Origin of the sequence: Microcystis sp. M113S1 (genome assembly GCF_020246945.1) — a bacterium.
In the GTDB taxonomy this organism is placed as follows: Bacteria; Cyanobacteriota; Cyanobacteriia; order Cyanobacteriales; family Microcystaceae; genus Microcystis.
In genome coordinates this window covers 1-15,588 of sequence record NZ_JADBSA010000158.1, presented here as the reverse complement: position 1 = coordinate 15,588, position 15,588 = coordinate 1, and the positions used below count along the sequence as shown (strand labels likewise).

14 protein-coding genes, 1 tRNA gene, 6 pseudogenes and 1 riboswitch are annotated in these 15,588 nt (G+C 43.8%); of the genes and pseudogenes, 7 read left to right on the top strand and 14 right to left on the bottom strand.

All coding sequences use genetic code 11. The annotated features are described in order from the left end of the window. From IM319_RS07925 to IM319_RS07915, 3 pseudogenes are all read right to left on the bottom strand, one after another. A pseudogene (locus tag IM319_RS07925) lies at positions 1–523 on the bottom strand (IS4 family transposase); the annotation flags it as partial. A gap of 171 nt (positions 524–694) precedes the next feature. After that, positions 695–994 (bottom strand): annotated as a pseudogene (locus IM319_RS07920) (IS4/Tn5 family transposase DNA-binding protein); the annotation flags it as partial. Between the two features lie 120 nt (positions 995–1,114). Then, a pseudogene (locus tag IM319_RS07915) lies at positions 1,115–1,258 on the bottom strand (lipoyl(octanoyl) transferase LipB); the annotation flags it as partial. Positions 1,259–1,744: 486 nt separating this feature from the next. On the opposite strand from IM319_RS07915, the gene hpf reads away from it, so the two are divergent. Then, the gene (gene hpf / locus IM319_RS07910) at positions 1,745–2,344 is read left to right on the top strand and encodes a ribosome hibernation-promoting factor, HPF/YfiA family (RefSeq protein WP_287735213.1); all 600 of its coding nucleotides are present in this window, start codon (positions 1,745–1,747) and stop codon (positions 2,342–2,344) included. Positions 2,345–2,402: 58 nt separating this feature from the next. Here the strand turns inward: hpf and IM319_RS07905 are convergent, their stop codons facing one another. Then, the gene (locus IM319_RS07905; RefSeq protein WP_286826446.1) at positions 2,403–2,813 is read right to left on the bottom strand and encodes an Hsp20/alpha crystallin family protein; all 411 of its coding nucleotides are present in this window, start codon (positions 2,811–2,813) and stop codon (positions 2,403–2,405) included. A 255-nt stretch (positions 2,814–3,068) separates the two neighbouring features. Beyond that, positions 3,069–3,710: an L-threonylcarbamoyladenylate synthase gene (locus IM319_RS07900; RefSeq protein ID WP_190718528.1), complete on the bottom strand. Its 642-nt coding sequence runs from the start codon at positions 3,708–3,710 to the stop codon at positions 3,069–3,071. On the opposite strand from IM319_RS07900, the gene larC reads away from it, so the two are divergent. Further along, a complete protein-coding gene (larC, locus tag IM319_RS07895) occupies positions 3,687–4,943 on the top strand; it encodes a nickel pincer cofactor biosynthesis protein LarC (RefSeq protein WP_287735212.1) in 1,257 nt (418 codons plus the stop codon). The genes IM319_RS07900 and larC overlap by 24 nt on opposite strands. Positions 4,944–4,983: 40 nt before the next feature. On the opposite strand, the gene IM319_RS07890 is transcribed toward larC, so the two are convergent. Then, complete coding sequence (locus IM319_RS07890) at positions 4,984–5,436, bottom strand: DUF29 domain-containing protein (RefSeq protein ID WP_287735214.1); 453 nt, start codon at positions 5,434–5,436, stop codon at positions 4,984–4,986. A 131-nt stretch (positions 5,437–5,567) separates the two neighbouring features. Between IM319_RS07890 and IM319_RS07885 the strand changes: the two are divergent. After that, positions 5,568–5,726: pseudogene (locus IM319_RS07885) on the top strand (ISKra4 family transposase); the annotation flags it as partial. A gap of 203 nt (positions 5,727–5,929) precedes the next feature. Here the strand turns inward: IM319_RS07885 and IM319_RS07880 are convergent. Then, positions 5,930–6,271: pseudogene (locus IM319_RS07880) on the bottom strand (transposase); the annotation flags it as partial. Positions 6,272–6,401: 130 nt separating this feature from the next. Here IM319_RS07880 and IM319_RS07875 point away from each other — a divergent pair. Further along, positions 6,402–6,968, top strand: coding sequence for a zeta toxin family protein (locus IM319_RS07875; RefSeq protein WP_287735211.1), 567 nt, complete (start codon positions 6,402–6,404; stop codon positions 6,966–6,968). Position 6,969: 1 nt separating this feature from the next. Next, positions 6,970–7,158 carry a hypothetical protein gene (locus IM319_RS07870; protein ID WP_287735210.1) on the top strand — a complete coding sequence of 63 codons (189 nt, stop codon included), beginning with the start codon at positions 6,970–6,972 and terminating at the stop codon, positions 7,156–7,158. 811 nt (positions 7,159–7,969) lie between these two features. On the opposite strand, the gene IM319_RS07865 is transcribed toward IM319_RS07870, so the two are convergent. Both IM319_RS07865 and IM319_RS07860 read right to left on the bottom strand, forming a co-directional pair. Then, the gene (locus IM319_RS07865; protein WP_286826363.1) at positions 7,970–8,758 is read right to left on the bottom strand and encodes a TrmH family RNA methyltransferase; all 789 of its coding nucleotides are present in this window, start codon (positions 8,756–8,758) and stop codon (positions 7,970–7,972) included. Between the two features lie 91 nt (positions 8,759–8,849). Next, positions 8,850–8,933 (bottom strand) — tRNA-Leu (locus IM319_RS07860). Between the two features lie 191 nt (positions 8,934–9,124). Between IM319_RS07860 and murA the strand changes: the two genes are divergently transcribed. Further along, positions 9,125–10,438 (top strand): UDP-N-acetylglucosamine 1-carboxyvinyltransferase, encoded by a 1,314-nt coding sequence (murA, locus tag IM319_RS07855; protein ID WP_287675926.1) that lies wholly within the window; start codon positions 9,125–9,127, stop codon positions 10,436–10,438. A gap of 162 nt (positions 10,439–10,600) precedes the next feature. Here the strand turns inward: murA and IM319_RS07850 are convergent, their stop codons facing one another. From IM319_RS07850 to IM319_RS22445, 5 genes and pseudogenes are all read right to left on the bottom strand, one after another. Beyond that, positions 10,601–11,437 (bottom strand): ABC transporter ATP-binding protein, encoded by an 837-nt coding sequence (locus IM319_RS07850; RefSeq protein ID WP_286826359.1) that lies wholly within the window; start codon positions 11,435–11,437, stop codon positions 10,601–10,603. Between the two features lie 5 nt (positions 11,438–11,442). Then, positions 11,443–12,846: a CmpA/NrtA family ABC transporter substrate-binding protein gene (locus IM319_RS07845; protein ID WP_286826360.1), complete on the bottom strand. Its 1,404-nt coding sequence runs from the start codon at positions 12,844–12,846 to the stop codon at positions 11,443–11,445. A 4-nt stretch (positions 12,847–12,850) separates the two neighbouring features. Beyond that, positions 12,851–13,690, bottom strand: coding sequence for a nitrate ABC transporter permease (gene ntrB, locus IM319_RS07840; protein WP_287080170.1), 840 nt, complete (start codon positions 13,688–13,690; stop codon positions 12,851–12,853). Positions 13,691–13,797: 107 nt separating this feature from the next. Further along, positions 13,798–13,932: riboswitch (cyclic di-AMP (ydaO/yuaA leader) on the bottom strand. 181 nt (positions 13,933–14,113) lie between these two features. Continuing rightward, positions 14,114–14,716, bottom strand: coding sequence for a Uma2 family endonuclease (locus tag IM319_RS07835; protein ID WP_287735209.1), 603 nt, complete (start codon positions 14,714–14,716; stop codon positions 14,114–14,116). A gap of 429 nt (positions 14,717–15,145) precedes the next feature. Further along, positions 15,146–15,238: pseudogene (locus IM319_RS22445) on the bottom strand (type II toxin-antitoxin system VapC family toxin); the annotation flags it as partial. 87 nt (positions 15,239–15,325) lie between these two features. Between IM319_RS22445 and IM319_RS07830 the strand changes: the two are divergent. Continuing rightward, the coding region (locus tag IM319_RS07830; RefSeq protein WP_287735208.1) for a helix-turn-helix domain-containing protein at positions 15,326–15,588 on the top strand (263 nt) is incomplete at its 3' end.

The following is a 15,588-nucleotide window of genomic DNA, read 5'->3' as shown; positions in this document are numbered from 1 at the left end:
TAGGTACTTGTATTTCAAAACTGGCAAATCTAACTGTTAGTTTAGCTAGTCTAGCCTCGTGATTAGGATTGCGTTTTACTTGCACATCTAGGCTACCACAGGCTTTAATTTATCTGATGGATTGATGTAAATATTTAGTCTCTGGATGCCCTGACTTTTCCTTGTCTTCGACGAGATAGTTAACTTTTCGGTTATGAGTTCCTCGGATTAATAAATGAGAGTTAGGATTTCTTGACTGGGCAAATAAATCAAATATGTCTGCCTCACAATCTCCGATTGTTACTACTTGAATTTCTTCGGGTATTTGTTGTTGTGTTTCTGAGCAAGAATTTAACCATCTTTGACTTTCTTTTTCTTGGGTTTCTCTTTTTTTTCGTTGCTTGGCAATCCCTAAATTCTTTTCTTCTCTTGCCCAGACCTATTGATTAATCAGTCCTAAAGGTATTCCGACCGGGGATACTCCTAATGTGGTATGAACTTTGAGACCAAAGGAGGTTTTACAATCTAGATAACCCATTCCTTTTGGTTCTTCCGAACTTACACTGTAGAAAATTCCTCAAGCTCCCTCTCTGCCCAGCAATGCTCTAAAGTTGATAAATATCAATCTAACAAAAACTCAAAGCCTTATTATACAAGCTTTACAACCATGAGTTATTGATAGTTTTACCTGACAGGTTCGGTAGAGCCTTCCTTTTTTGGCTTTTTGTGTCGTAAAGTCTAAACTTGTTGTGTCTTGCACTGCCAAAACTATTGGATGTTCTTTGATTCTTTCTACTGTACTTTTAGCTTGGGCGGCAATTATATCTGAGGGGTGAAAATAGGGGGAATTCCAAAAGTCATAGGTGGCACTCGCTGCCGCTAGATTTCCCGAAGCTTATTGTACACTTGTACTAAATTGGCTGACCAAGTTTTCCACGATACTGATTAACCTTTTCTTTCTTCTGGTATCGCCGAGGTCTGCATACTGTAATTCTTGGGCTGCCCATTTCTCCATTTTTTTGCTCACCTCGACCTTGATTCCTTCTTTCAAAACTATACCTATCAATCGTTTCCCTTTTTTTTAAGTTTCTTCTCTTTTTGTTAAGAAAGATCTGACTAATGGATAGGGTATAAACGGGGGCTGTTCGAGTATTAGCAGGATATCAGGTAAGTCGGGATTAGCAATTCTCGCCCCACCAGCGATCGCTGTTGCCAAAGAATAGGGCGTAATTGCCCAAATTTTTAGCCCACAGGGACGAGGTATTTTTTGAGCATTCATTGCGAGATTTGTCAAATTATTTAAGAAATGTGAAGGAGCGCAAAGGAAAATTAAAAGAAGGGAAGATATAGATGTTGGGGAGAATACTAAGTGCTAATCTAAGGTTATCCCATCTATTCCGAGGTTAACCGTCGAACGGGAGAAACAATCACCGGATTCCCTTGCTGGCGGCAAAAATCAGTTTCTTTAAATGAAAGTTAACAGAACTTCGCATTTCTGTTAAGAGAAGGTTTAGAGAAACTTGTTAGAATAGAGGTAGATAAATCCAGTTGCAAATAGGCGCTCGACCCGATGAATTTTCCGTGCGATCCGACAAAAAAAAGAGAACGAGAACACCGACAATATCTAGACTGTGACCTCTAATTGACTTTCAATCAACAGCGCGATCGAGCAGTTTTTTTGAGGATTAAATTCCTGGCATCAACATCCCTTAAAAATAGTTGATGTGGGCAGTCCATAGCAAAATTTTTAGATGGAGTAGTGAGTATGAAGCTATTGATTCAGGGCAATAATATCGCTGTCACCGAACCTATTCATGATTATGTGGAACAAAAGCTGGAGAAAGCGGTGAAACATTTTAACGGCATAACCACAAAGGTCGATGTTCACCTCTCCGTGGAAAAGAATGCACGCATTCCCGATCGTCACAAAGCGGAGGTAACGGTTTATGCTAATGGAACAGTGATTCGCGCTCAAGAAGGAAGCGAAAATTTGTACGCGAGTATTGATTTAGTTTCTGATAAAATCGCTCGTCAACTCCGCAAGTATAAAGAAAGATTGGTGGATCATCGCACCCACGCCACCGTTAAAACTAGCGAGGTGGTGCAAGAGAAACCCTTAGATGATAGCCTAATTGGTGATCGCACTCCCGAATTACCTGCGGAAGTAGTGCGGATGAAATACTTTGCCATGCCACCGATGACTATTGAGGAAGCACTAACACAATTGCAATTAGTCGATCACGATTTCTTTATGTTCTGCAACAAAGACACTAACGAAATCAACGTTATCTATCAACGCAATCACGGCGGTTTTGGTGTTATTCAACCCCGTCCCGTCAACCTAAATGGCAAAGAACTCCATTAACAGTTAGCGACTACAAATAAAACCAAAGACTGGAGAAATTCTCCAGTCTTTTTCTCATCTAACCAAGATTAACTTTAACCACTTTATTTTTTTCTGCCGCCGCTTTCGGGAGGGTGAGATAAAGAATACCGTCTTGATAGTTAGCGGTAACTTGGCTATTTTGCACCTCTACTGGCAGGGTAATCAAGCGACTAAATTTACCATAATAAAATTCGCTGTCTTTTACCTCGGCAGCGCATTCACGTTGCCCATTAATAGCCACCATTTGCTTGCTAACCTCCACATCGATATCTTTAATATCCATACCGGGTAATTCGATTTTTAATTCCACGGAATCCTCGTTAACGGAGATTTCCACCGGGGGACGAGATACCAATGAAGTTGTCGGTAATACTTCTTGAAAAAGTTGATCGATTTGACGTTGGACAGAATTAATTTCTAGGAAGGGAGAATAAAGAGTGAAAGCCATAGTAATAATTTCCTTGAGAGGTTTTCTCTGACTGCGATTATCTCCATCTTAAGCAACTAACTTGACTTCCACAAGGCGGTTTTCAGGAAATAAAAAGTCGCAATAACCGATACAGTTATCAGTTATCAGTTATCAGTTATCAGTTATCAGTGGCAAGTGGGAAGTGGCAAGTGGGAAGTTGTGGGGTGTGGGGTGTGGGGTGTGGGGTGTGGGGAGCAAAAAGCGGCCTTTTGCATGAGTGCATGAGTGCCTTCGTTATAACCATTGTTGTAATTCCGGCCAACCCAAACCCTGACGCACGATATCCGGTTGATCGCCGGTAAAATCAACAATTGTTGACACTTCCGAACCGGGAGCAGAGCCATCTTCGATAATTAAATCAACGATATGATCGAGGGCATCGAATAACCTAGCGGTTTCTAATCCCTTGGTGGGAAAATCTCCCTCCTGATCGGGAAGATGGGCAGAACTAGAGATAATGGGATTTTCTAGGGTTTCGAGAATAGTGCGACAGATAACGTGATCGGGAACCCGGATACCAGTGGTTTTCCGCTTTGGATTCATCACCACTTTCGGCACTAATTTAGTCGCTGGTAAGAGAAAAGTGTAGGGACCGGGTATGACTCGTCGCATAATCTTATAGGCATGATCGCTGACCACTGCGTACTCGGAAATATTCGACAAAGAAGAACAGAGAAACGTCAAGGGTTTATCATTAGATAGTTGCTTGATTTGGCGAACTCGTTCGACGGCAGATTTCACATTGAGATCGCAACCGATCGCATAGACAGTATCGGTAGGATAAAGCATAATTGCCCCATTTTTCAGGGCATGACAGATTTCTTGGATAGAACGTTGTTGGGGATTTTCGGGATGGAGAGAGTAAATAGTAGCCATGATAGCAAAATCGTCGCCTATTGGGATTGTCCCACGGGAATCGCCGGGGATATGTGTTTAGGGGCATTAGTAGATTTAGGAGTCCCCTTAGAATACCTGATTGCACAACTAAAAACTTTAGGAATTGAGGATGAATATCAGTTAAGGGCCGAAAAAGTGCATCGTCGCGGTCAAATTGCTACTAAGGTTCACGTCGATGTCACTGCCGAGAAGTCCGATCATCATCACCACCATCACCATCATACCCCCGCTCGCCATTTACCGGAGATTGAAAATTTAATCAAACAGGCAAATTTACCCCAGAAAGTCCAAGAATGGAGTTTAGCGGTTTTTCAACAACTTGCGATCGCAGAAGGAGCCGTTCACGGGATCGCGCCAGAAAAGGTGCATTTTCACGAAGTGGGGGCAACCGATGCCATTATTGATATCGTCGGGACTTGTTTGGGTTTGGATTGGCTATCGGTGAGTGAATTATACTGTTCTTCTCTCCCCACCGGCGGCGGTACAGTTCAGGCCGCCCATGGTCGTTTACCGGTTCCCGTGCCAGCAGTAGTACAATTGTTAAGTAATCGACAAGTACCTATTTATAGTAATGGCATCGCAGCGGAGTTAGTAACACCCACGGGGGCAGCTATTGTGACAACTTTAGCTAAAAGTTTCGGTAAACCGCCCAAAATGCAGTTAGAAAAGGTCGGTTTAGGGGCAGGGACAAAAGATTTACCGATTCCCAATCTTGTCCGGCTTTGGTTAGGGAAAAAAGCACCAGAAAAGCTAGATGAAATCGAAACTGTGGCAGTTTTAGAAACTCAAATTGATGACTTAAATCCGCAAGCGATCGCCTACTTAAGCGAGGCTTTATTACAAGCGGGGGCTTTAGATGTATTTAGTCAAGCAATTACTATGAAAAAATCTCGTTTTGGGATACTTTTGACAGTAATTTGTGGCTTGGATAAAATTGCTATTTGTGAAAATATGATCTTTCAGGAAACAACAACTTTAGGCATTAGAAGGACAATTCAAGAGCGATCAATCTTAAAAAGAGAGATACAATCGATCGATACTGTCTATGGTCAAATTCGGCTAAAAGTTGCCTACAAAGAGTCAATTAATCAACCGATTACCGTACAACCAGAATACGAAGATTGTGCCGCTATTGCCCGTCAGCATCATCTACCTTGGCGATTTGTTCATCAAATGGCCTTGGCTATTTGGCAAGAAAAAAATCAGTCTTGACAGCAGGGCGATTTTCTCATAAAACTGCCAGATCCATTGTTCAAAAGGTATTTTCAGGAAAATAATCACAATTTAAAACCTGTTCTTGGGTAAAAGGACAATCAACCGGAAAAGTTTCTTTTGGTAAATTAGTTTCATTTACCGTCCCTCGCACTGCTTTTTGATAACATTCTGCGAAAATATCGGCTAAATAGGGTTTTAAGCTAGGACTATCCCTGAAAATAAGCTCTAATTGTTCTCTTTGCTCATCAATCGTATTTATCCAGCTATTAGTCCGTTTTTCCGGTTGATATTGCCATTTAAGTAAGTGCATCAAGAGAACTTTTAAACGACTGAATACCTCCCGTCTATTATTACGTCCCATATCGGATATTTCTTCGATTAAGTTATCTAAATCAAGGGCCTGTAAATTGCCCTTTTTTAAGTGATTTACGGTTTGCTCAATCCACAAATTAAAATCAGTTTCATAAAGCTGAGATAATTTAGTTTTCATGTTGATAATATCCCATTTAGAAGTCGGTAGTCGGTAGTAACGCACCACTCTCTTAACTTTAACCGTTCAGGGGAGGTATCAAGCAGTCAGTAACATTGACTCTGTGGAAGGACTCTCCCAGGGCAGCAGGGAAAGAACGAGTTTCTTCCCTAGGTTCAGGCGCGATTGAATCGGGGATTAAACAAATTGGAAAGCGGGTTAAACTTTCGGGCGCACCGTGGCAAAATGAGAACGTTTCTTCTATTCTATCTTTACGTTGTGCCTATCTTAATGGTGTCTTGTCCAGATGATATTTTTACAAATATGAGATGCAGAGGATTTACCATACTTTATCTAGTCTTCAAGGTATTTCTTTCTCTTTTTTATGATAAATTTAATTGTCGTACAAATGCAAAAAACTCAGAGCAAAATGATAGTTGGTGGTGATTCGGTAGTAGTGATGGAGGCTTAATCGGCCGATTCAAGTCTGAATTGCATCACTGTCTCATCTACCTTCATAGAATACCTCATTCGGGGTACGATAGTCAAGGCATTGATGACCCGCTATTTGTTCGGGGCTATGATAATCTTTCAATCCTTTTTTCACCTACTCTAAGGTAGCCTTGCTGACATTTTTAAAGGGTTGTTTGGCATTTTTTCGCCGCGTCTCGCTTTGAGCTTGTGCTGTGTCAGGTAGATAGCAGCCAAGGAAACTTTGATTCCTTTTTAATTCCCGTGATATTGTGCTTTGATGACATCCGAGCCAGACGGCCATTTGCCGTTGAGATAAATTTCCCTCTTGACTAAGTTGGTAGAGTAAGTTTCTTTGTTCTATGTTAAGATGTGGGCGGCTCATTTTTGGGTCTGATTTGTTGTTGTTAATGATCAGACAGTACCTGATGAGCCTTTTTCTGTCAACTCTTGAGGTTGATGCGTTTCATTTTTGAATTGGCGTCAAAATAATCTGGAGGACGAGCTTTTCCCTCATGTCTGATGTTTATCTAATTGGTGGCCCCAATGGTTCCGGGAAAACCACCGTCGCTAAAAAACTTTTACCCAACTTTTTAGGCGTTATCGAGTACGTTAACGCCGATGAAATTGCCGCCGGAATCTCACCTTTTAATCCTGAGTCGGTTGCTATCCAAGCAGGACGCTTGATGTTAGAAAGGTTGGTAACGCTGAAGTGCCAAGGAATAGATTTTGCCTTTGAAAGCACCCTGGCAGCCCGATATTTTGCCCGTTTTTTGAGAGACTGTCAAAGTTCTGGCTATAGGCTCAATCTTATTTATTTTTGGCTACAAAGTCCAGAATTAGCTTTAGAGAGAGTTCACAGAAGGGTAGCCAGTGGCGGTCATAATATTCCTGAAGATGTGGTTCTTCGTCGTTATGAGCGGGGACGTATTAACCTGATGCAGTTGTATTTACCTTTGTGCGATACTTGGGTTATCTATGATAATTCTGGGGATGAGCCGCACTTAGTTGCCGCATCAGGATTTAATCAACCTCCTATTATTTATAACCCAGACACCTTCCGAATCATTACCAGAAACTAAAATGACTGAACCCACCTTAACGGAACTGCATCAGAAAATCGATACAGGTGTTAGAGTCGCAATCGCAGAAGCAATTGAGAGACACCGCCTCTTAGGAGAATCTATCAGCATTTTCAAAGATGGCCAAATTGTCACCTTAACAGCCGAGCAAATTCCGCCAAAATCCGACTTAGGGTCTAAGTTAAAATAAATAGAAGAACTTTGAAACAGATTCTAGCCAATGACAGTATGACGACCTCTCTAAAGTAAAGAAGAATTTGCCCAACGAGGTGATTATATCTATGGAACTCATATAAAACCTCAAGTTGAGGCTGGGAATGACGGTAAAATCGTTGCTCGATATTGAAACAGGAGCTTTTGAATTGGCTGATACGCCCATGGTAGCAGTCGATCGTTTTTATGACCGTTTACCGGATGCACAGCCTTGAGTAATCCTAATTGGACACCGAGCAGTTTTCCGTTTTGGCACCCACGCTCAAAATATTTGTTTACTTTTGTTACAAACGAGAATTTATTTTTGACAAATAGAACAGATTATGGCACGTTGCAAATTCATAGCTCCTGAAGTTATAATTACAACATCATGGGGGTGGTTGGTGCTTAAGCCTTCCCAAAGTCTTGGTGATAAGGGTGCTTCTGGAAGCACTTAAGGGCTGCTCAACAGTGCATGAATGGTCTCCGTTCTTGATGAACATTAAGGAGGGGCTTATGATTGCACCCGTTGTCTACACGACGGTCGGTTCATGCGGGGTGGCGATGCTGCGGAGGTCTGGCGACTACCCAAATGTGCTGGGAGCAGTGTAAGTTGTAGAAAGAGTTCCTTTCCAAGAGCAACGCTTAGGGGTTCGATTCCCCTACCCCGCACTTTTGTAAGTTAAACCCCGATTTTTTACCCAAGAACATCGCGCCAAATATTTGTTTACTTTTGTTACAAACGAGAATTTATTCTTGATAAAAAGCACAAACTATGATACAGAATAAATCTCTAATTCTTGTCTGGTTTAACTATTCACCGATAATTGTCTTCTAGCTTCGTAGAGGATGACAGCAGTAGCGATCGCAACATTTAAAGATTCCACACCACCAAAGAGGGGAATTTTCACCGTTTCATCGGCTAAAGTCGCTAATTGGGGCGATAAACCGGCTCCTTCATTGCCTAATAATATTAAAGTCGGACGGGTAAAATCAATCTCCCAGTGGTTTTTGGTGGCTGTGGGTAAAGTTGCGATCGCTTTTACCCCCTGTGCTTGATATTTTTTCACTAAAGCCGATAAATCCGATTCTACCACCAGGGGCGATCGAAACCATTCCCCGGCGGAACTGCGGATCACTTTCGGGTTATCGATTTCGACGCTATCGAGACTTAACCAGATACCCTGTACTTCCGTAGCCACGGCAGTGCGAATAATAGTGCCGAGATTACCCGGATCCTGCAATCTTTCCAAAACTAAGCCCAATTGTAGCGGATTTTGGGGGACTGGATGAAGGTGATGACGGGAAATAGTGGCAATCACACCATCGGGATTAACCGTTGTTGCAAGGGAAGCGAGGACTTCCGGGGAGACTATCTCGACTCGTTTGGCTTGATTTTGAAGCTTCTGCGCTAATTCTCCCTGTCTTTGCCGCCACTTTTCAGTATAAAAAACTGTCTCTAGGGAACAATTCACCGCTAAAGCTGTCTCTAGTAAGTGCGTTCCCTCAATTAAGGACAAATTCTGCTCCTGTCGCTCTCTAGTGCGGTGTAGCTTGCGAATTTGCTTGATTAAAGGGTTTTGAACACTGCTAATCATAGCCGTTACAGGAGAGCGATCAAGACTATAGCCAATAGGATTTTTCACCCCGCTAGGCCTACCCTAAACAACCACGTCTTGAGGGAGATAATGCGGAACTCGGGACTTGAACCCGAAAGTCTTTGCAGACACTAGAACCTGAATCTAGCGCGTCTACCAATTCCGCCAGTTCCGCATTTTTCTTTCACAATCTTTTATTGTACTATCGGACAATCCATAAGTCAAGATGGTTCAGATAATTAAGACAAAAATCGCTTTTCGGGGTAGAATCACCAATAATTTCCTCAAAAATCTGATAAAATGCAGTGTCATTTTGCCGAAGCTATCCTTAGCCAAGACTGCCAACCAAGATAAATGAATGATCCTATGACCATCGATACCGAGCATCCCTATTTAGAAATTCAAGGTCGTCACTCTCTCAAGGGTGAAGTCAAGATCAGTGGTGCCAAAAATGCCGCTCTAGTCATTATGGCGGGGGCTTTACTCTGCTCCGACCAGTGCCAGATTAGTAATGTACCTGCCCTGGCCGATATCGAGCGGATGAGTCAAATTCTCTCGGCCTTGGGCGTGCAAGTCCGTCGCACCAAAGATAGACTAGAGATTGATGGCAGAGACCTCAAACAAGCTCAAGCACCCTACGATCTCGTCTCCCAGTTGCGGGCCAGTTTTTTTGCCATTGGACCGATTTTAGCCCGTTTAGGAGAAGCAAAAGTTCCCCTCCCCGGCGGCTGCGCCATTGGGGCCAGACCGGTGGATCTGCACGTTAGGGGTCTCCAGTCAATGGGTGCAGATGTATTAATCGATGGCGGCATGGTACACGCCCGCGTTAAAGGTAATGGTCGTCTGAAAGGGGCGAATATTTATCTGGATTATCCCAGTGTGGGAGCGACGGAAACCCTAATGATGGCGGCGACTTTAGCGGAAGGGGAAACCATTCTCGGTAATGCGGCCCAAGAGCCGGAGGTGATTGATTTAGCCGATTTTTGTGTTTCCATGGGGGCAAAAATTCGCGGTGCCGGGACCAATACAATTGTCATTGAGGGAGTTTCCCGTCTGCACAGTACCGATTACAGTATCATTCCCGATCGCATTGAAGCCGGAACTTTACTGATAGCCGGGGCGATTACCCGCTCAGAAATAAGTCTTTATCCCGTGATTCCCTGCCATTTAGCTTCGGTAATTGCCAAACTGCACGAAATCGGTCCGGAAGTGGTGGAAGATGGTCCTAATCGTCTGCGGATTATCCCTAGGGACTTAAAAGCCACCGATATCGAAACCCTGCCCTATCCCGGTTTTCCCACGGATATGCAGGCCCAATTTATGGCTCTATTAACTTTAGCCGAGGGCAGTAGTGTGGTTAATGAAACGGTTTTTGAAAACCGTCTGCGTCATGTGGCCGAATTAAAGCGTCTGGGAGCAGATATCAAGGTCAAAGGAAATGTGGCTTTAGTGCGCGGTGTGCCTTTCCTATCTGGGGCGCCGGTGATGGCCACGGATCTACGCGCTTCGGCAGCTTTGGTGGTAGCGGGATTGGCAGCCCGGGGGACTACTATTGTGCAGGGACTCCATCACCTCGATCGAGGTTACGATAATTTAGAGGGTAAATTAAGAGCATTAGGGGCAAATTTGCGCCGGGTTGATCCTTTAGCCTCAGAATTGGCTACCTTGAGCCAATCTTAATAGGATGATTAGTTATCGCTGTTCTATCGGTGTTGAGTGGATTTCCCGTGGGCAACAATATAGAACAGCGTTATATTCAATCTAGTTGAGGAGATAAAAAATTAACCTAGTTTCTCCTGATTTCAGAGTTGCGACTCTAGGTTAATCTCACTTTTTTACCACCTATTCATCCGCTGTAAAATAACGCTCTAGAAAATCGAGAGCATGATTTCTCAAATCATAATATTCTTGAGTTTCTCGCATGGCGTGACGATCCCGGGGATGGGGAAAAGGGACTGTTAAAATCTCACCGATATTAGCATGAGGCCCATTGGTCATTAAAACAATGCGATCGGACATAAAAATTGCCTCATCTACATCATGGGTAATCATGATCACCGCTTGCCGGTGACTCTCCCAAATTTTGAGAACTTCCTGTTGTAATTTTCGCTTAGTTAAAGCATCTAAAGCCCCAAAAGGTTCATCCATCAATAGCATTTTCGGTCGAGTTACCAAAGCGCGAGCGATGCCCACCCGCTGCTTCATTCCGCCGGAGATTTCTTCGGGATATTTATCAGCAGCGGCCGTTAAATGCACCATAGCTAAATGTTCATTAACAAGGCTATTTTTTTCAACTTTACTAGCACTTTTAAGAACTTCATCCACCGCCAAACGAATATTTTCTCGCACTGTCAACCAGGGCAAAAGAGAATAATGTTGAAAAACCATCATGCGGTCGGCCCCCGGTTGACGAATTAACTTTCCTTCTAAAGTGACCTGTCCCGAGGAGGCTTGTTCTAAACCAGCGATAATTTTTAAAAGCGTCGATTTGCCACAACCAGAATGACCGATCACCGAAATGTATTCTTGGGAACCAATAGTCAGATTGACCCCATCGAGAACGACAAAATTACTGCCATCAGCTTTAGGGTAAGCTTTAACGATATTTTTAATTTCTAAAAATTCCTCCCCAGAAAAGGAACCTGAGATCGAGTTAGGAACAGAGGAGAATTGAGCCATAATAATTATCCCTGCAAATAAAAGAATTGAGGTAAATTGGCGCGAATTTCAAAACTATTGAGATAACCAACGAGATCGCTAGGATCAAAAGCTTTTTGATCGATAAAAGACCTTGCTGGTACAACGTAATAATCCTCGCTGGGACAAATAATACCCATATCGTCGGCGATTTGACGGTATAAATCGGTTCTCCAAGCTTTTTTGGCTATTTCTTCGGCATTTTTGGGTATTTCAGCAATCTGTCCCCAGCGAGCGGCTTGGGTGATTAACCAAAGACTTTCGGATTGCCAGAGAAAGGTAGAATGATCGTGATCGGCTTTGGCAATATCCTCGGGCATGGCGAAAAAAATTGTCGTGGCTATGTCCTTAACCAGACGTTTTCGATCATCGAAACCGCCATAGTTGTAATCCCCAACAATGCCGGGGCGGGTCAATTGTGGTTTTGCCCCTGTAAACGAGCGCCCGGAAATGATCGTCGCTACTTCCTCTCGATTTTCAGGTCGATCGCAATACTGACAAGCTTCAATCATCGCTTTGACTAAAGAGCGATAAGTTTTCGGGTTTTCTTCGATAAAAGACTCCATCACCGCTAGAATGCGATCGGGGTGTCCTTGCCAGATTTCCCGTCCCTGGGCAAAGGTAAAACCGACCCCTTCGTGACCAGTAATCGCCCTAGTGTTCCAGGGTTCGGCCACCATATAAGCTTGCATTGTGCCAATACGCATATTGTTGACCATCTGCGGTGGCGGAATAATCAAAAGACGAAATTCCTCAATGGGATTAATGCCCATCGATGCCGTCAGATAACGCAGGAAGTATTCATAGATGGAGGAACTCAAGACTGCTGCCCAGATGCGCTCTTCTGGGGGGATACTCTGGAAATAGGCGTGCAGTTGCTTGCCCGCTTGCTGAAGATCGCCATTATACTCTCGCCAAGGTCGAAGGCCAAAATCCCACATCGGCCGGTTCATGGTCATAGCGTTGCCGTGTCGATGAATAGTCATCGCCCCACACAGAGGGGCAACCCGCGCCCCTTCTGCCCCCGTCCTCGCATTGGTAATCGCCCCGGAGACCACGGGAGAAGCGTCCAAGCGTCCGAAGATAATCCCATCACGGGAATTCGCCCAACTTGCTTCCCGACTGAGGGTGACATTCAGTCCATACTTGCGAAAAAAGCCTTTTTCCCAGGCAACCGCGAAGGGGGCGCAATCATTGACGGGGACATATCCCACGGTGAGGTTAGGTTTTTCTAGGGTTTTCGGATCGATAATCGGGGTTACGGCCAGGGCTGCCTCGGTTAATCCCGTCGGGTTGCGACTGGCATTGATAGTACAGGCAGTCAGGCTACCAGTAACCAGGGTCGTCCCCAATCCTTGAAGGAAGGTACGTCTAGATATGGGGGGAATCATGGTATTAACTGCCCGGTTTAGCGGGACGATGGGTGACAAGGACTTGTAAACGGCTAATTAGGTAATCGAGGATTAAACCGGTAACGCCAATGACAATCACCGCCAGAAAGACGGAACTAAGGTTTAAGCGATTCCACTCATCCCAAAGAAAAAACCCGATTCCCACACCTCCGGTTAACATTTCCACGGCTACGATGACTAACCAAGCAATTCCTAAACTTAAGCGCAATCCCGTAAAAATGTAAGGCAAACTAGCGGGGAGGATAATTTTAAAAATCTGGCGATATTTGGGCATTTCTATGACTCTGGCCACATCGATATAGTCTTTGGGTACACTACCGACTCCTAGGGCTGTATTAATCATGGTTGACCAGAGGGAGGTGATAAAAATAACAAAAATGGCCGAGGGTTCCGCGACTCCAAACATGGCTAGAGAGATGGGTAGCCAAGCTAGGGGAGAAACGGGGCGTAGAATTTGAATGATCGGATTGAGGATGAGCATAGCCGGCCGGGATAGCCCGATGAGAAACCCGACCGGAATAGCCACTAATGCTCCCAACAGAAAACCAATTAAGACGCGTCGCAAACTGGCTAGTAATAGCCAACCAATGCCGAGATTGCCCGGACCGCGACGATAGAAGGGATGGAGAATATAATCGAGATTGCTAGTCAAGGCCTGCCAAGGATTGGGCATCAATTCACTTCGGAAAGTCGCAATTATCCACCAGAGGGTAATCAGACCGATAAAACCCATCGCCGGATACAGTACCACATCCTTGAACAGCCAAGCTTTCGCTTGCCTGCCTGTGGCACGCGCAGCGACTAAAATAGCCGCAATATTCATGTTATTTACCCTTATATGAGGATCGAGGTACAGATAATGAGCAGTACCAACCAAGAATCCTGAAAGAGTCAGAATATTTGCAGGAATATCTCCTATTCTGTTTCCCTTCAGTCTTCCCCCAATGCCGACGAAGTTAGCTGACGGGCTAGGACTGAGAGATGTCCTTTTCATTGACTGAAATGCGCCCCAAATTCGGTTCCTCCGCTTCAACACACCGTCGTTGAATTAGGCTGACTTACTCTATTTGCTCAAAATGATAGCACATTCGATCGAGTTGTGGGAAAATCCCGGTCGCCTCTGATACTAAATCCTTTTTTAACAGTATGATTAACTCCCAATCCAACTTTAAAAACCCACTCCCCACTTCCTACTTCCCCACTTCCTTACTTCCTAATTCATAACGGGAGTCCGAAGCGATCGCATTCACCAAATCTTAGCCATTACTAACTCAAACCCCGGCAATTCTGGATCACCACTAACGGTTTCAGGATCATTTAAAATTTCTGGTTCTCGATGGGGGCGATAAATATAGACTTGGCGATTTTGGCGATCGATTAACCAACCCAATAAAGTACCATTGGCAATATATTCCTCCATCTTTTTCTGCAAACTGGATACTATATCACTAGCAGAACGTAATTCAATGACAAAATCGGGACAGATGGGGGCAAAAGAGGCTTTTTGTTTTTCTGTTAAAGCATTCCAGCGTTCTAATTTAATCCAAGCAGCATCGGGTGAACGAATTGCACCATTGGGCAGCGTAAAACCCGCACTAGAATCAAACCCCAGTCCCGTTCCATCTAGTTCTGACCAACTCCCCAGTTGCACAGCTATATTAAGATTGCGATTACCCGTATCCGAAAAAGCAGCAGGCATAACGATCACTTCTCCACTGGCACTGCGTTCAATGCGTAAATCTCGATTGGCTAAACAAAATTCATAAAACTGCTCCTCCGTCATCGGCATAATCCAAGGAAGATCAATCATCAGAGGAGCCGAGGTCGCTTGTACAAGTAGTGTCGTCATATTTTCGCCCTACTCAAGAATTACATGAGTTAACAACTGAATGCCCCTCAATCTTAACTTAGCTCTTGTCATCGGCATTGTTGACTACTAGAGATAGAATGCGATCGCTCTTAACCTTGCTAAAGAAGCCTGACGGAGAGGAATGTAAATATTTATAAAAATGTAGCTTAAAATACAGTTGTGGGGGTGGGCGTGTGTATTGTTTTGTTGTCCGTCTTTTCAGAAAAAGAAACCACAAAAGTATTCTAATACCATCAATAAAATCCCACAATTCCCCTTCATTAATTGGAGGGGTTTTTATTAGTTGTCAGTTGATTGTTAACTGTTCCGCGAGCGAGATTTGAGCATAATTCAGCAGATAAAATACCATAAATGCTTGGGGATAGTTTTTCCTAGCTTAGGGGGACTGAAAGTTTAATTTTCCCTCTGTTATTCAAATAGAATTATGAAACCCTCTTGCTGAAAATGATTGTCGTGAGTTAACACTTGACTGATTTTTAAGCGCTGCATGACCGTCATCGAAAATTTGGGTCTGAAACCCCGTCGTTCTACGACGGCTTTACTGTTAAATATTAGCACATTTACCAAATATATGCTAAAATGTGAGGCATGGAAAAAGCCTACTCGTTCCGATTTTACCCCACACCAGAACAAGAGTCGCTATTGCGGCGCACTTTGGGCTGTGTAAGATTAGTTTACAATAAAGCTCTCCATCTCAGAACACAAGCATGGTACGAAAAGCAAGAAAGAGTAGGCTACGCTCAAACTTCTTCAATGCTATCCGATTGGAAAAAACAACAAGAATTAGACTTTCTCAATGAAGTTAGCTGTGTACCTTTACAACAAGGGTTAAGACATTTACAAACAGCTTT

Excerpts from the sequence above, each read along its gene's own strand:
- IM319_RS07865 (WP_286826363.1), bottom strand. The coding sequence starts at position 8,758 with ATGATTAGCAGTGTTCAAAACCCTTTAATCAAGCAAATTCGCAAGCTA.
- ntrB (WP_287080170.1), bottom strand. The coding sequence starts at position 13,690 with ATGAATATTGCGGCTATTTTAGTCGCTGCGCGTGCCACAGGCAGGCAA.
- murA (WP_287675926.1), top strand. The coding sequence starts at position 9,125 with ATGACCATCGATACCGAGCATCCCTATTTAGAAATTCAAGGTCGTCAC.
- IM319_RS07870 (WP_287735210.1), top strand. The coding sequence starts at position 6,970 with ATGACTGAACCCACCTTAACGGAACTGCATCAGAAAATCGATACAGGT.
- IM319_RS07905 (WP_286826446.1), bottom strand. The coding sequence starts at position 2,813 with ATGGCTTTCACTCTTTATTCTCCCTTCCTAGAAATTAATTCTGTCCAA.
- IM319_RS07890 (WP_287735214.1), bottom strand. The coding sequence starts at position 5,436 with ATGAAAACTAAATTATCTCAGCTTTATGAAACTGATTTTAATTTGTGG.
- hpf (WP_287735213.1), top strand. The coding sequence starts at position 1,745 with ATGAAGCTATTGATTCAGGGCAATAATATCGCTGTCACCGAACCTATT.
- larC (WP_287735212.1), top strand. The coding sequence starts at position 3,687 with ATGGAGAGAGTAAATAGTAGCCATGATAGCAAAATCGTCGCCTATTGG.
- IM319_RS07875 (WP_287735211.1), top strand. The coding sequence starts at position 6,402 with ATGTCTGATGTTTATCTAATTGGTGGCCCCAATGGTTCCGGGAAAACC.
- IM319_RS07835 (WP_287735209.1), bottom strand. The coding sequence starts at position 14,716 with ATGACGACACTACTTGTACAAGCGACCTCGGCTCCTCTGATGATTGAT.
- IM319_RS07845 (WP_286826360.1), bottom strand. The coding sequence starts at position 12,846 with ATGATTCCCCCCATATCTAGACGTACCTTCCTTCAAGGATTGGGGACG.
- IM319_RS07900 (WP_190718528.1), bottom strand. The coding sequence starts at position 3,710 with ATGGCTACTATTTACTCTCTCCATCCCGAAAATCCCCAACAACGTTCT.
- IM319_RS07850 (WP_286826359.1), bottom strand. The coding sequence starts at position 11,437 with ATGGCTCAATTCTCCTCTGTTCCTAACTCGATCTCAGGTTCCTTTTCT.